The organism is Chitinophaga polysaccharea, assembly GCF_902150045.1.
In the GTDB taxonomy this organism is placed as follows: Bacteria; Bacteroidota; Bacteroidia; order Chitinophagales; family Chitinophagaceae; genus Chitinophaga; species Chitinophaga polysaccharea_A.
Genome location: NZ_CABFVU010000004.1, coordinates 697477 through 713273 on the forward strand (window position 1 = coordinate 697477; position 15797 = coordinate 713273).

At 47.1% G+C, this 15797-nt stretch carries 11 protein-coding genes; all 11 read left to right on the forward strand.

The genetic code is table 11. The annotated features are described in order from the left end of the window. The first annotated feature begins 17 nt into the window (after positions 1 to 17). The 11 genes from FN124_RS27415 (at position 18) to FN124_RS27465 (ending at position 15777) form a co-directional block, all read left to right on the forward strand. Positions 18 to 1019 carry a PorP/SprF family type IX secretion system membrane protein gene (locus tag FN124_RS27415; RefSeq protein WP_142687969.1) on the forward strand — a complete coding sequence of 334 codons (1002 nt, stop codon included), beginning with the start codon at positions 18 to 20 and terminating at the stop codon, positions 1017 to 1019. An 18-nt stretch (positions 1020 to 1037) separates the two neighbouring features. Beyond that, positions 1038 to 2843 (forward strand): OmpA family protein, encoded by a 1806-nt coding sequence (locus tag FN124_RS27420; protein WP_142687970.1) that lies wholly within the window; start codon positions 1038 to 1040, stop codon positions 2841 to 2843. An 86-nt stretch (positions 2844 to 2929) separates the two neighbouring features. Then, on the forward strand, positions 2930 to 3337 hold the full coding sequence (locus tag FN124_RS27425; protein ID WP_142687971.1) for a hypothetical protein: 408 nt from the start codon (positions 2930 to 2932) through the stop codon (positions 3335 to 3337). Between the two features lie 643 nt (positions 3338 to 3980). Then, positions 3981 to 4784, forward strand: a complete 804-nt coding sequence (locus FN124_RS27430; RefSeq protein WP_142687972.1) for a hypothetical protein — start codon at positions 3981 to 3983, stop codon at positions 4782 to 4784. Between the two features lie 32 nt (positions 4785 to 4816). Next, positions 4817 to 5938 carry a cellulase family glycosylhydrolase gene (locus FN124_RS27435; RefSeq protein WP_142687973.1) on the forward strand — a complete coding sequence of 374 codons (1122 nt, stop codon included), beginning with the start codon at positions 4817 to 4819 and terminating at the stop codon, positions 5936 to 5938. A gap of 186 nt (positions 5939 to 6124) precedes the next feature. Then, complete coding sequence (locus tag FN124_RS27440) at positions 6125 to 8989, forward strand: sensor histidine kinase (RefSeq protein WP_185937410.1); 2865 nt, start codon at positions 6125 to 6127, stop codon at positions 8987 to 8989. Continuing rightward, on the forward strand, positions 8989 to 9549 hold the full coding sequence (locus FN124_RS27445) for a LytR/AlgR family response regulator transcription factor (protein WP_221887927.1): 561 nt from the start codon (positions 8989 to 8991) through the stop codon (positions 9547 to 9549). The genes FN124_RS27440 and FN124_RS27445 overlap by 1 nt, the downstream gene beginning before the upstream one ends. Before the next feature lie 214 nt (positions 9550 to 9763). After that, complete coding sequence (locus FN124_RS27450) at positions 9764 to 10147, forward strand: DUF3887 domain-containing protein (RefSeq protein WP_142687975.1); 384 nt, start codon at positions 9764 to 9766, stop codon at positions 10145 to 10147. 302 nt (positions 10148 to 10449) lie between these two features. After that, positions 10450 to 11040, forward strand: a complete 591-nt coding sequence (locus FN124_RS27455) for an RNA polymerase sigma factor (protein ID WP_142687976.1) — start codon at positions 10450 to 10452, stop codon at positions 11038 to 11040. Positions 11041 to 11165: 125 nt separating this feature from the next. After that, entirely contained in the window at positions 11166 to 12203 is a 1038-nt protein-coding gene (locus FN124_RS27460; RefSeq protein WP_142687977.1) for a FecR family protein, read from the forward strand. Between the two features lie 28 nt (positions 12204 to 12231). Further along, positions 12232 to 15777: a SusC/RagA family TonB-linked outer membrane protein gene (locus FN124_RS27465; RefSeq protein WP_185937411.1), complete on the forward strand. Its 3546-nt coding sequence runs from the start codon at positions 12232 to 12234 to the stop codon at positions 15775 to 15777. Positions 15778 to 15797 lie beyond the last annotated feature (20 nt).

The following is a 15797-nucleotide window of genomic DNA, read 5'->3' on the forward strand; positions in this document are numbered from 1 at the left end:
TACAAAAAAAGTAAAAGATGCAAACAATACTCAGAGCAGGAATAATGGTGATGTTGCTGGCAACAGGGATGCGCGGAGTGGCGCAACAGAACATACAGTTCAGCCAGTATGTGTTCAACGGGTTAAGTATTAACCCCGCTTATGCAGGTTATAAAGAAGATCTGTATGTGAACACGGTATACCGGCACCAGTGGGCCTCATTTCCCGGTGCGCCGCGTACAGGCGGCGTGTCGGTAGACGGAGTAACGCCCGCCAGTGACAACAAGGTGGGGCTGGGGCTGCAAATGTTGTTTGATAAACTGGGGCCACAGGAAGCCTTATCACTCTATGGCTCCTATGCTTACCGGATCCCGCTTGACGATGAAGGTACACGCCGGCTTTGCTTTGGCATAGGAGGTGGTGTTACCCAGTATTCCATTGATGGTACAGCCCTGCAATACACCGATAACGACGACTCGGCCATACCCCTGGGTAAAAAGAGCGTATGGGTACCGGATGCACGCTTCGGGATTTATTACTATACTTCCCGTTTTTATGCAGGAGCTTCCGTGATGGACCTGCTTTCCCTTTATACAGATGCTACACGGTACAACTGGAAAGGGAACAATTATTCCACCATCCGTAAAACACAGCACCTGTATGTTACTACAGGTGCTATGTTTCCACTAGGTGAGGGATTGCAGCTGAAACCTTCTATCCTTATCAAGGAAGATTTTAAGGGACCTACCAATGTGGACATCAATGCTTTCCTGCTGATTGGTGAAAAGCTGTGGACAGGCGCTTCCTACCGTACCGGTGTGGGCCTGTGGAACAAGACCAACCTGCAAAAGGACCTTAGTGAACTGGATGCGGCCAGTGTGATGGTAGAGTTTTACGCTACAGAGAACCTTCGCATCGGCTATTCCTATGATCTGAGTATCAATAAAATGGCGGGTTACCAGGGAGGATCGCATGAAATATCATTAGGCTTTTTGATCCCTTCGAAAAATTTCACTGTAAAGAACCCCCGGTATTTTTAAACTTTAGTTACTACCCGTATGAGACGTTGTATTACTATTATCCCGCTGATGTTGTTGAGTACCTTCAGCCTGTATAGCCAGGAGCAGAAAAGCCTGTCGCAGTTAGCCAACGCAGCGTACGCCAGGCAGCAGTATGCAGAAGCAGGAGCGCTCTATAACAGGATTGCCCGTAACAAAGGGAAAAAGATGCCCGTGGATCAGCTGATGAAAATGGCACATAGTTACCAGGAGATCGGTTACTATAAAGAAGCTTCGGATATATACCAGGAGATTATAAGTCGCCCGGACCATCCGGCTGCCGCTTATTTTGCTTATGGAGAAGTGCTCCGGCAACTGGAACAGTATGATGCGGCAAAGCAGCAATACGCATTGTTTTCCACATCCAATGCAGATAGCCTTAAATTAAAAGACATTGCCCTGCAGGGCTGCGACAGTGCCGTTGTATGGAGTAAACAGGCGCCCGCTGTGCAGTTAAAACCACTTAAAGAGCTTAATACCTATGGCTCAGACCTGGTTAGCGGTGTAGTAAAGAGAGGACTGCTGCTGATGTCGAACGGGTACCGTTCCCTTGCACTAAATAGTGGGTCGCAGTCGCACCCGCCTGTCGACAAACGTACTGAGCAGCCTTATTATAAAGCATACGTTTACCAGCAATATTCCAGCGGCAATTCCAATACATACCTGGAAGAGCTGGTACCGGCGCTGCTGGGCAAATATGATTACCATATCGGGCCGGTATGTTTTAACAGTACGGAAGATACGTTGTATGCCACCATCAATATACAGGGCGGCAATATACCCGTTACCAGTAAAGGTTTCGTGAATGGTGTGCGTCACCTGCAGATTTACCAGGCTGTAAAGAAGGATGGCAAATGGGCCACTCCCGTACTGATGCCCGGCATTAATATGGAGGGGTATTCTTCCAGTCATGCGGTGTTAAGCACTGATGGCAACATATTGTATTTTGTATCCGACCGCCCGGGAGGGCTGGGGCAGACCGATATCTGGTATGCAGAAAAACAGGCCGATGGCACCTGGGGCACGCCTGTGAACTGTGGTAGCCAGGTAAACACGGTAGCAGCGGAAACTTTTCCCACCGTTAATGAAGAAGGTATTCTTTATTTCTCCAGCAGGGGATATGCAGGCATGGGAGGTTATGACATCTACCGGGTAAAAGGAGCGAAGGCCAGCTGGGAAGTACCACAGAACATGAAATTGCCCTTTAACTCCGGAGCTGATGATATAGGGCTCATATTGAAACGTAACGGCTATGAAGGATATGTGGCTTCCAATAAACCCGGCGGTATGGGTAAGGATGATATTTATTTCTTCTCAGATGCTGATTACTTTAACAGGATTAATCCCAGCGAGCCATCGCCGGTTATTACAGACCATGCAGTGCCGCCTGTAACAGGCGACCGCCCGGGTTTGGTGGTGAAAAAACATACTGCAGAAGAAGAGACAGATAAACAACAGCTGGAGCAGCTGAAATTCTTATATGATTACAACAGCACATCGCTGCTCATCGAATCCCGGAAGATCCTGGACCAGGTGGCAATGGTGCTGAAACGCCATCCGGATTGGCGGATCGTGATCGCTTCGTTTGCAGATAACCGGGGTTCCGACCAGTATAATACCGATCTGTCGGCATTGCGTTGTTATGCAGTGATAGATTATCTCGTTAATGCGGGTATAGATCCCAAACGTCTCTACTACAGCAATAAGGGAGAACGCGAGCCGGTGAACGGATGTAAAGACGGTGTGCCATGTAAGGAAGAGCAATACAAACAGAACAGGCGCACTGAACTGCAGGTGAAGTGGTAACAATATTAAAGACAGTGAAACTTGTCGCTTTTGTACTATTGTTTAATAGTAAGGATGGCTATTTTCACTATCTAAAATATTATCTTATGAAGAATAAAGGAAAGCCATCTTTTAAATGGAATGCTGTTGCCAGAACCGCTGCCGTACTCGTAATTGTTTTGCTAGGGTCTTTGTCGATCCATGCCCAGACGCTTCCGCCCTTACGTCCGCCCAATCCCAATCCTACCGGCCCGGTACTTTCCGAGTATGAGCGGGAATATAATTACGGTTACCAGGAAGGGGAGAAATTCGCCTCCAGAAAGGATCGCGCTAATTTTGAAACTTTCCTGAGAAGATACTATGACGGAATAAGAATGTATCCTGAGAATGCAACTTTTTACCGGGCAAGGTTTGAGGGACTTACCTATGGCTGGATGGATAACCAGCCGGAACCCGATTGGACACTGTATAATAAATTGAAGAAAGCATTAGAACGGGATCCGTCAGAACCTTAAACTGATCAATAAAAAGAGGTGCGCCTGTAAAATTTTTACTGGCGCACTTTTTTTTATGAAGTGATTTGAATGATAGATGAAACTTTTCGCTGAATACACCGGTTTGTTCCCATACCGGAAGTGCCCCGCCGGCTCACTCATTCCCTCCAACTGCTAAACGGCGCTTCTTCCTTCCCCGTTTATGCCGGACTTTTGAACCGGCATCATTCAATACCCTTACAGCAGGCGATGCCACATAGCTGAAAGGCCGATCAGTGGATGTATGTTTTTACAACTAATTATAAGCGCATGAAAACACATTCTTTTCTCAGGCGTTCCTGCTATCGTATTGCAGTAAAGGATCCGGCAACAACCCAGGCGGAAGCATGAATGCGTGGTGGAAACCAATAACGGCGTTACCTGTAAGTTGTTTGTAAAAGAAGCCTCGCAGGCTATAATGGTATACTGGTGATGATGGCGCTATCCGCAACGATTCTCTTTTTAAAGGGAAGCGAAGGCGTGACCGATAACAGTTGTAACAGCCATTGCGGAGGCAACCGGACAAACCAGCTATACGCCAGGCTGTGGGACTGGCTCGCGGCATAATTTACCTGCAATCATCAACAATACAGGGAAAAATCCCGTAAATTCAAAATACAATATCATGAAACCTACATCACTTTTCAGGTCTGTCCTATTACTATCGGCCTGTATCCTGGCGGGCTGCCACAAGGACGACAACGGCCCTGCGCCGCCCCCGGATAAAAACTGCCGTATTGCTGTAGCCACTTCAAAAACCGGTGCTACAACTATAACCTATACACTGAGCTATGATAATGACGGGAGAATAAGTAAGATAAGCATGGACGATTTTTATAAGACCCACTACCAGTTTAATTATGTACAGGGCCAGTTTACCCGCGATGGCTACTCGGATCACTGGAATGGGCAATTAACAAGTCAGCTGCGTGCAGAACTTAACAGCATGGGACTGCCTACATCGATTGTTGAAAAACGGTACGACTATACGCCGTCCGGACAACCACCCAAACTTATGTCTACTGCTACTACTACTTACGAATATAACAGTAAGGGCGAACTGCAGCTGTCTACCCTCAAGGAAGAATATATAGCCCGGCCGGCCAACAATACCACCAGTACTACCACCTATACCTGGGCCAATGGTAATGTGGTGAAACAGGAAATTGCAGGTGGCAGTGCAGCGACCTTTGAATACTATATGGATAAACCTGCTCAAAAGGGAGGCGCTGTGAGCTTTGATAACCTCATGAACTATGGTGTAAACCCGATCAATAATAAGAACCTGATAAAGGCCCTTACAGACGGGGCTACCATCATCAACGTAAATTACAACTATGATGAAACCGGGAAAATTAAAACGACTACTCTCTCCGGCAGCACTGCGGCCGCCAGCCAGGAGGTAAGGTACCAGTATTCCTGTAACTGATTCACCTGTGGTGAAACATAAAACCAGTTAATATGAAAACAATAAAAGGATCCGCCTTTTTAACCCTTCTTGTAATGGTGCTGGTCATCAGTACTGGTTGCAGTCATGATAACAATGACCCCGTAAATCCTCCTGCTGCCGCTACCATTACCATATCGGGTAAAAACCTGGTGCTGGCTGGCGGGCAGCCGTTCATCCTGCGGGGTATCAATTATCCTATTATTGACGAAGGTTTACCCACCCTGGGAAGCCCGGCCAGGTATAAATTCAAAATTGACGAAGCAGCGAAAACCGGCGCCAATGCCATCCGTATTCAATGGTATACCAATGGCACCCATTGGCTGGATGATACAGCAGACGGCGCGCCCGGAACGGTAGACGGACTGCTGAACAACGGTACGCTGAGTAACATCATAGGATATTGTTATGAGAAGGGCATGATCCCCATCCTGGTGATCCAGAATACCGTATGCAAAAGCGACTGGAATTATTTTAATACCGTGGCCCTGCCCTGGTGGCAAAAGCCGGCAGTGATTGACCTTATCAATAAGCATAAGAAGTACCTGATTGCCAACATCGCCTGCGAATTCGGGGATGTGGAATGGGCTGCAGACCCGGTAGCTGCTAAAGCCGTATTCAAAAGCAATTACATCCAGGCGGTGCAGCGGCTGCGTAATGCAGGCATCACTATTCCACTGATGATTGATGCGCCTGACTGCGGCACTTCCTCTTCAGCACTGGCCGCAGTGGCGAAAGATATCCTGAACGCAGATCCCGGTAAGAACATTATCTTCTCCGCACATACCTATTGGGCAAATTATGCCAATACTGCAGCTGCCGTTAAAGCGAAACTGGATGAGATAAATAATACAGGTACCTGTTTTGTTTTCGGGGAAGTAGGCAACTGGCAGGATGGTAATGTTTGCTGCGCCTATGATATCAGCAATTTATACCGTATTGTACTGGGAGAAGCCTGCAACCGGGGCATTGGATGGCTTGCATGGGCATATACCCAGGATTGCTGTAAACCGCGGGAAATGACAACCAACGGAGAATTCAGCACACTAACTCCTTATGGCAATGATATCATTAACAATACTACTTACGGATTGCGCTCCGCGGGTTCCTGTGCAGCCCTGCCCCTGCCCCGGTAGCCTTGAACAGCAGCAGGGCAGAAACATAGGAGGATAACTATAAATGTTTGTAAATTTAAATAAAAAACGGTGGCCTTACCGCGGATGATATCGCATGCACTGTTTGGGTTAATATGCTGTAGCTGCTTTACCTTCAACGGGAGCGTTTACGGCCAGGATCATTACAGGAAACAAACCCTCAACTATATGGACGGCCTTCCGTCCGACTACGTAAATGCCGCCATTCCTGATTCATCCGGTTATTTATATATCGCGTCGCAAAGAGGCATTTCCATTTATGATGGCTACCGCTTTGTCAACCACCCGTCGGTACAAACCGGGGTAACTGATTTATTCCTCGATCATAATGCCTTTTACTTTTATGACGACAGGGGACTGAACCGGTTGCAGGGCTTTAATAAAGCGCCCCGGTTACTGACAGCGAATATCTTTACAGATACTGATCCGAATAATGATGCATATAGAAATATTTTTGTAGACGGGAAGGGGAGGATATGGTCAACAGACTTTAGCTATGTAAAATATCACCTGCCGCAAACCGGTAAGACCTCGTCCTTCCTTATCGGGCCGGATAATAAAGATGCAGAGATCAATACCGACATATTGCAAATTGCCGACGGCACTATATGGGTGCCTGCAAGGTCCGGCCTTTGGGTATGGCATGAAGCAAACAACAAACTGACACTGCATCCCGAAACAGCCATAAGCCGCTTAAGCTATGAAAGCGCCATCCGGGTGAATAACGGGGAAGTGATCCTTTCCGCTACCGACGGAAAACTGATCCGGGTAAACCCGGCAACAGGGGAATTTGATTATCTCCCTTTACTTCCCAAACGCGATGTAGTAAAGGGATTCCTGCTTACTTCAAAAGGACTGTTTCTTTACACCACACAAAAAATATATCAGCTGGAGCAGAATAACTACCGGGAGGTTTGCAGCATTGATGCTGCCGTGATCAATTACGTAAGTTTTGATGCGCGTACCAACCTGTTCTGGGTAGCCACTACAAAAGGCCTGGTAAAATTAACCCCGCTTCCCGACGCACTTGAAACATTCATCATTCCCCGGACCAATGAAAAAGATGACCCGGTGATATCTGTGGTGGAACAGAAAGCAGGCGGACTATGGATGCTTACCAGGGCCGGAGATGTTTGGTTTTATGAAAACGGGTCATGGGAGAAGCGGTTTGCAGAACAGGCCGGAAGTAAATGTTATGCATTGGATGAGGTAGACCACCAGGTAATGTTATCTACCAGCAAGGGAATATTCCTTTGGCGCGACAAACATTTCCAGCCGCTTCATTTACCGGATCTGCAGATAAAGAGTGCTATACGCAAAGTGTTGGTTACCCCGCAGAACGAATACTGGGTTGTTTTCTCAGGCCAGCCAATTGCACGGTACAGTTACCCCGGTCTTAAAAAATTTTCCAGGGCATTTAACAACGACACTGCTTTCTGGACAGGCAATACCTGGAACGATATGCTGGTAGATAACAGCGGCACCATCTGGCTGGCGGGGTGGATGCCCAAAGCATGGGGCATTGCGCGTTATGACCCGGCTAAAAATCAGTTTACAGAGATCTCCGATTCTACCATCAATAAAAAAACACTGGGTGTGTTTGTGGGCGATTATTACAACAGCATTGGCCAGGCCGCTAATGGCAGCCTTTTGTTTTCCGCCTATGGCGGTTGGAACCGCACCGATGAAAAAGGAAGGATCACCCAGAAGGTAGATACGCATACTTACGGGATAACAGACACATATGTAGTGGGTATTTCCGAAGACCTGCACGGGAACGTGTTTTTTGGTACCCGTGAAGGACTGCATGTATGGCTGAAAGAGAAGAACAGGGTAGTGCGGTTGTCGCAGATAGATGGATTGCCTACAGACTACCTGGTAAATGCGCATAAAAAACTGATCAATGGAAAACTTGCCCTGGGCATTCCAAACGGGCTATTGCTGATAGATACCGAAAAGATGCTGCAGACGCGGTTAACCAACCGCCTGCGTCTTACCCAAACCAGGATAAACGATGTTACCAGGTCTGAAAATAATACCGATATTGAACTGTCCAGGAAAGAAACATCCCTGTACCTGTTTTTTTCTGACCTGTCGTACCTCGATCCCTATAAAGTACAATTCAGGTATAAATACAATGATGAGAATAACTGGCACGACCTGGGGCATCGCCCTGAATTATCCCTTGATCATATTACGCCGGGAGATTATGCTATTACCATAGCAGTAGCTGATAACCTGGCCAACCTGCAGCAACAAACACTTACGTTGTTTGTAACAGCTCATCCGGCATGGTGGCAAACATGGTGGTTCCGCATTGCCGCGCTGATCCTGGTCACAGGGCTGGTGGTATTCCTGATAAAACGGAGAATCAGAAATATCTGGCGGGAAGCGGAATTAAGACACCGGATCGCTGAAACAGAGATGATGGCGTTGCGGGCGCAGATGAACCCTCATTTTATTTTCAATTGTATTAACGGTATCGATGCCCTGATACAAAGCAATGATAAATACCACGCAACAGTGTACCTTAACAAGTTTGCCAGGCTGCTGCGCAACGTGCTGGACAGCTCCATGCAAAACGTGATCAGCCTGGCAAAAGACCTGGAAACGCTGCAGCTGTATATCGACCTGGAACAGCTCCGCGATGAAAATAAATTCACCGCATCCATCAGGGCAGATGAGTCCCTGCTGCTGGACGATTACCAGGTGCCACCGCTGGTGGTACAACCGTATGTTGAAAACGCCATCCTGCATGGACTGAGATATCGCCCGGATAATAACGGCAGGCTCACCATTACGGTAACCAAAAACGAAGAGCATATTGAATATATTATTGAAGACAATGGGGTGGGCAGGGATACGGTCAGGAGTGGCAGTAAACGGAATGATCATTCCTATGGCATGCAGATGGGGAAAGACAGGATAAGATTTTTTAATAATGAAGAGTATGCATCTGTAGAGGTAACAGATTTGAAGAACGAAGGAAAGCCCACCGGCACCAGGGTTCAGGTACTATTAAAAATTCAGTAATGCTGACAGCTATAATTATTGATGATGAGAAAAAAGGGCGCGTTGCCTTACGTGAAAAACTGCACGACTATTGCCCTGAAATAGAACTGCTGGGTGAAGCGGCCGATGGCGCCGAAGGGCTACATCTTATCCAGGAACAAAAACCGGACATCGTTTTCCTTGATATTGAAATGCCAATTATGAACGGCTTTGAAATGTTGCACCAGCTTCCGCAAAAAGATTTTCATCTTATTTTTACCACCGCTTATAACCAATACGCCATCAAAGCTATCCGGTATGCAGCCTTCGATTACCTGCTTAAACCTGTTGATATTGAAGAATTGAAATCGGCCATTCAAAGAGTGAGGGAACAATCGTTGCTGGCGAGCCGTACTATGAAAGACTTTGAAGAGTTGCTGCCTGCAGATATCTTCTTTCGTACGCATCATTCGTACATTATCAATCTCCGTTACATCAAGCGTTACATCCGCGGAGAAGGCGGGCAGATAGAACTGGAGAACGGCGCCTATGTAACGGTAGCACGGCGGAAAAAGGATGAGCTGCTGAAAAAGTTCAGGTAGTTATACAGCTATTCAATCCATTTTTATGCAAATGCGGAGAAGATCGCTTTTAAGAACAGGTCCCTGTTTCCCTATTCGCCCTGGCGAAATTATTACAGGACCGGAAGGCGGGCGATCTTTTCCTGTTCAATAAAGAAGAGATACTGATCCTTTCTGTTTATTAATAGTGTAATATTTTTGATGCTTTCTGCAACTAATGATCTAAACGCTGAAAATGAAACTGAAATTTGTTTTAGTAACACTATATTCCCTGATCTTTTTCACTGCCTTCTCTCAAACAGAAAATCCGGCAAGCAGGTATACGTCTGAAAAATTTGAAAAGTATTATAATGCCGGTCAGTTCGACAGTATTTATGCTATATTTTCCCCGCAGGCTAAAATCAGTTTACCGTTAGACAAAACGAAAGCATTTCTTACAAATTTAAAGAACGGCTATGGTAATATCGTGAAGAGAGCCTTTTTTGAAAACCAGACTGCATTTGCCGTATATAAAACGGAGTTTGAAAAGAGGATAATATCCCTCAGTATAGCTGCTGATAACAACAATGCCATTACAGGGCTGTATACAAGGCCATACTTCAGAACATCGAGAACTTAAATAAGGCAACCGGCGTGAAATGTTACTTCAGTAAACTCAAGGTGAACGGAGTGCCCAAAACGGACTATTCGCCTGTTAAGGGGGATAAAATAAGTGAAGAAAGATAAAGGATCAGCGGCCGGACATTGAGGGAATTTAGCGTGTATATGTGACACATATAATTATTGTTTATCTATATTGCCGTGTTGTTGCCCCGAAACCTTTGTTCGCATTGCGTTTTACCAACTCGTGGCAGTTGCGGGGGGAATATTTGAAATATTTTCCGCAATTTCGCATCTAAACCAACTGAATCAACCAGGATAATGCAGGATGACAAAGATATATGGGAGGCATTTCGGTCCGGAGATGAATCCTCCCTGCAAAGGATCTTTGATAAATACTACACTCCACTCTTTAATTATGGTCATAAATTTTCTGCAGATGATCACCTGATAGAAGATGCCCTGCAGAACCTGTTTGTCAGGCTCTGGAAGAACCGGGATGGTATTAAAGATACCGGCTCCGTTAAAAATTATTTATATAAATCGTTTCGCCGGGTATTGCTCCGGATGCTGGAAGTACAGCAGCGGGAGTATAGTTTTTCCGTGCCGGAGGGATGGCCGGGGCCGGGACAGGAGCTGCCGTACGATCAAACCCTGATCAGCCGCGAGCGACTGGAAAGTATCCGCAGCAACCTGGTAGCCGCCCTGGAAAAAATGACACCCAGGCAAAGGGAAATCATCCACCTTCGATATTACGAAGAAATGGAGTACGAAGAAATTGCTGCGCTCATGCAGCTTTCCGTTTCCAGCACTTATAAATTGCTGTATAAAGCTATAGATACCCTCCGGCAATACTTATCCAAAACTGATCTCCTTATTTTACTGGCTGTTGTTTCATTGAAAAAAATCTAAGGCAGCCATATCTAATTATATAATTGTTAGAAAATATTCAGTTTCTGACCGTTAAAATAAATTTATTGATTTTTTAACCTGGACAAGGGATAAAATTTCAAAGTGCAGTGTATATATAATCAGCTATGGAACATCAGCAGGGGAATTATACGGACTATACCACTACTTCTTTCTTTAAAGATGAAACGTTTATTCGTCATGTACTGAAGTGGGACGACGCATCTATTGCTTACTGGGTGCAGCTTTCCACGCAGTACCCGGATAAGAGGGCCGCTATGGAAGAAGCCCGTGCCTGGATACTGCTCCTGAACAGGGAACCGGCCTATAGTCCTGCTACAGGTAAATCACTGCTATGGGAAAAAATTGCCGGCAACATAGCAGCAGATGAGCAACGGCAGCGGCGATATTACAGGCCCATGAAACTGGTGGCTAAATGGACAGCGGCTGCTGCAGCGGTACTGTTGTTCATGGTAGTTGTCAGGGAGCTGTCGTCCCATGGCCAGAGGTCCTATACCACCGCATTTGGAAAGCATGAACAGGTGGTGTTGCCGGATGAATCCGTAGTTACTTTAAACGGTAATTCTTCCATTCACTACTCCCGTACCTGGAAATCAGCAAAACCACGGGAGATATGGCTGAACGGGGAAGCCTACTTTGAAGTAAAGCATGTAGCCATCAAAAACAGGTGGCAGCAATCGGATTCGTTCCATGTACATGTAAGTAACCTTGCGCTCACTGTACTGGGCACTAAGTTTAATGTAAGGAACCGCCGCAACATCACGGAGATCTCCCTGCTGGAAGGCAGTTTGAGGATTGAAAAGAACGGCCCCGGGGCATTTGTCAAAATACTAAAACCGGGCGACGCTTTTGTTTATGACAGCAGTAAACAGCTGTTAAAGGAAATGGAAAGAAAGCCGCAGGCCAATAAAGCCTGGACAGCCAACGAATTAGACCTGGACGGCTATACCCTCCGGGAAATACTGAACGTGCTGGAAGACAACTACGGTTACAGTATTACTTTAGATGCGCCGGAGCTGGCGCAGAAAAGGCTTTCGGGAACAGTGCCTGCAGCCAATGCAGACGATATCCTTTTTGTTATCAGGAAGGTATTTAATCTTAAAATCAGTCAAAAAGCAAATCATTTAATTATCAGCCAAAATTAGTAGCATGTATAAACGGATGTTATTTGTCATGTGTTGCCTCTGCGTAACACTGCCGGGGAAGTTATTTGCACAACAGCAGGTAAAACTAAAAGCGGCGCTGGAAGAAGTGAAAGCGGTATATGGTACCAGGTTTGCCTACGAAGAGCACCTGCTGGATAATATTTACGTGAGCCTTAAACGTCCGCTCACCAAGAAAGAGCCGGTAGAAGCCGTATTGAAGGACCTGTTGTATAATAAAGGATTTGTTTTCCTCTATGTACAGGAAAATTATTACACCATTATCAAGGATAACCGCCCGGTAAAAAGCCCGGATACAACGCCGGCAGAAAATTCCGAGATCCCTGACGAAGGATATGCGCAAACCATTACAGGTATGGTAACGGATACAGAAGGGCGCCCGCTGGTAGGCGTAACCGTTATACCACAGGGATATGCTATCCGGTTTGGCGCGCTCACCAGCAGCGACGGCAGGTACACGCTGCGGTTGAAAGAGAAAACAACGGCGGTTGTTTTCACCTTTGTAGGCATGAACCCTTTGAAGCTCGACGTGGGAGATAACAACGTTGTGAACGCCCGGATGGAAGCCGATATACATCAGCTCCAGGAAGTGAATGTATTATCTACCGGTTACCAGACCTTACCGAAGGAAAGAGCTACCGGCGCGTTTGAGCAGATCACCAGTAAACAGATAAAAGCCGTGCCCGCCGTGAATTTAATGGAGCGCCTGGAAGGCACTGCGCCTGGCGTCCGTTTTGATGTGCGGAACAATAAGATCAACATCCGTGGGGTAAATACCCTTGGCGCCGGCGCAGGCAGCACGCCACTCATCGTTATAGACGGCTTCCCTGCAGTGGAACAGGATCTCACCACCAGAACGATTGGTAATGCCAGCGGGGGCTCCGTATTAAGCCGTTATAATCCCGAAGATATTGAATCCATCACCATACTGAAAGATGCCGCCGCTACCTCCATCTGGGGCGCCAAAGCGGCCAATGGCGTTATTGTGATCACCACCAAAAAAGGAAAGAAAAATTCATCCAGTATCAACTTCAGCAGCAACCTCAGTATCTCCAATCCGGCAGATATGAAGAATCTTAACCGCATGAGCACCGCGGAATATATTGACCTGGAGAAGGAAATGAAGGACCTGGGATTTTTTACCGATCCTGCCATCTGGGACAACAGCTGGATGACGTTCAACCAGAACAGGCCCGTTAGCGAAGCTCTGGAATGGATGTTTAAAGTAGACCGTGCTACCGCAACCGCCGGCCAGCGCGACTCCGCATTATCTGCCCTTGGTAAAATGGATAACCGGGGCCAGATCCGTGACCTGCTGCTTCAACGCGCCGTTTCCCAGCAATATAACCTCTCTTTCTCCGGGGGCGGCCCGCACAGCACTTACTACCTGTCTACCAACTATACCAAAGATGTTCCCGTGTTCAGAAATAATAAAGGAGAAAATTATTTTGTTAATGCCAACCTGAGCAATGAATTGTTTAACAACAGGGTTACTATCAGCACAGGGCTCAATTACAATTACGCCAGCAGCACGGCCAATACAGCCGCCCTGAATGCCATTGGCAACGGGCGCCTGGGACTGCGGCCCTATGAAATGCTGCAGGACAATGCCGGTAATCCCATTGCCCGCTCTATCGATTACCGCGATGAAGTGGCGGCGGATTTCCTCAGCAAAGGCTATCTCCCCTGGACTTACAGCCCTTTGCAGGAAATGAATTACGGTAATTCTGTTACAAAAGAAAACCGGTACCGCTTCACAACAGATATCAATACAAAGATCACCGACTGGATAAATGTAAGTGTAGCAGGCACCCTGCAACGCAATATCGCCGAAAATACCATCCTCGGTGAATTGGAAAGCTACGATACCAGAGTATTAGTGAATACCGGTACCACGATAGGCCCTAATGGCCGCCTGGTGTATGGCGTGCCTTACGGTGGCAAAATGACAAATCTAAATACGAATACGGTTAACTACGGGCTGCGCGGACAGGTGAACGTTAATAAATCCTGGGGCAATAATTTCTCGCTTAATGCATTGGCCGGTACGGAAATCCGGGAAGACCAGCGTACTGCTTACCAGCAAACGCGTTACGGATTTAACAGTGATACCTATTCTTCCGCCTCCTGGGATCCCAATGTGTATTACCAGACCGTGATGGGCTGGACCACCTCGCTCGGTTTTTCCGATGGCAACATTAACAAGTCTATCAACCGGTTCCTGTCGTACTACGGAAATGGCGCCCTCTCCATGATGAACAACCGTTACATAGTATCAGGAAGTATCCGTTTTGATGATTTTACACTGGCAGGCGCTTCCCGCAGCCAGCGCGCAAGGCCCTTATGGAGCGCCGGCGTGAAGTGGGATGTTACTTCGGAAGATTTTATGAAATCAGTAAACTGGCTCAATAAACTGAATGTCCGGCTCACCTATGGTACCGGAGGCGCTGTGCCTATGAGTGCCAGCAACGCCGCCCTGCTGGATCTGAAAGGACTGGACCAGGTTACCCGTGAACCCTATGGCAATGTATTATCTCCCGCCAACAATAAGATCAGCTGGGAACTTACCCAAACCTGGAACCTTGGGGTAGATGTGGATGTATTGAACAACCGCCTGCATTTCAGTGCGGATGCCTATCGCAAAAGAACCAGCGATATACTGTGGCAGTTCCCCATCAACACCACTTACGGATGGAGCTCACTTTATTATAATGCCGCCAGCATGAAAGGACATGGTTACGATGTCGGGATCCGCGGGGATATTGTAAGGAACAGGAACTTCGGTTGGAGCTCCACTTTCAATTTTGCCTACAATACCAACGAAGTAACGGATGCCCGTTTTACACGGCCCACCAGCAGCTTTGCCGTGAGCAGCAGCAGCCCGATTGAGGGAATGCCCACTGATTATATGTATGCTTATCGCTGGGCCGGACTGGATAACAAAGGCCGCTCACAGGTATATACCGCCGATGGAAAGATAGTGACGGCAGATATGCCCAACAGCGCAATTACAGCCAAGGACCTGGTATATGCAGGGCGTACTACGCCGCCTTATTTCGGGGGCTTCTTCAATGACTTCAGCTATAAATCATTTTCATTCGGCGTGCGCATTTCCTATGAAATGGGACATGTGTTCCGTCGCCTGTCGATAGAGAATTACCCGGATTACGCTACCAGCAATTACTACGGGCTTATAGGCACGCAGCGCGACCTGGCGCAGCGCTGGCGGAAGCCGGGCGATGAGCAGTTCACCAATGTGCCCGGTTTGGCGAATGTAACCACCAACAGCAGCAACCGGTACAAGATGTCCGATATACTGGTGGAAAACGCCAGCCATATAAGGCTGCAGCAAATATCAATGGGTTACCAGGTACCATCAAAGGCATTATCACGTACCATGCTGAAATCGGCAGGGATCAGCTTTGCCGCAAGGAACCTGGGTATTATCTGGAAACAGAACAAGGCCGGTATTGATCCCAGTTATGCGATGAGCACCAACTACACCAACCTGCCGCCATCACCCAGTTATTTCATGAGCCTGAACGCTTCTTTCTAACAACGGAAAAAAATGATCAA

Coding starts and splice junctions, on each gene's coding strand:
- FN124_RS27415 (WP_142687969.1), top strand. CDS start 18: ATGCAAACAATACTCAGAGCAGGAATAATGGTGATGTTGCTGGCAACA.
- FN124_RS27445 (WP_221887927.1), top strand. CDS start 8,989: ATGCTGACAGCTATAATTATTGATGATGAGAAAAAAGGGCGCGTTGCC.
- FN124_RS27420 (WP_142687970.1), top strand. CDS start 1,038: ATGAGACGTTGTATTACTATTATCCCGCTGATGTTGTTGAGTACCTTC.
- FN124_RS27465 (WP_185937411.1), top strand. CDS start 12,232: ATGTGTTGCCTCTGCGTAACACTGCCGGGGAAGTTATTTGCACAACAG.
- FN124_RS27460 (WP_142687977.1), top strand. CDS start 11,166: ATGGAACATCAGCAGGGGAATTATACGGACTATACCACTACTTCTTTC.
- FN124_RS27440 (WP_185937410.1), top strand. CDS start 6,125: ATGGACGGCCTTCCGTCCGACTACGTAAATGCCGCCATTCCTGATTCA.
- FN124_RS27425 (WP_142687971.1), top strand. CDS start 2,930: ATGAAGAATAAAGGAAAGCCATCTTTTAAATGGAATGCTGTTGCCAGA.
- FN124_RS27435 (WP_142687973.1), top strand. CDS start 4,817: ATGAAAACAATAAAAGGATCCGCCTTTTTAACCCTTCTTGTAATGGTG.
- FN124_RS27430 (WP_142687972.1), top strand. CDS start 3,981: ATGAAACCTACATCACTTTTCAGGTCTGTCCTATTACTATCGGCCTGT.
- FN124_RS27450 (WP_142687975.1), top strand. CDS start 9,764: ATGAAACTGAAATTTGTTTTAGTAACACTATATTCCCTGATCTTTTTC.
- FN124_RS27455 (WP_142687976.1), top strand. CDS start 10,450: ATGCAGGATGACAAAGATATATGGGAGGCATTTCGGTCCGGAGATGAA.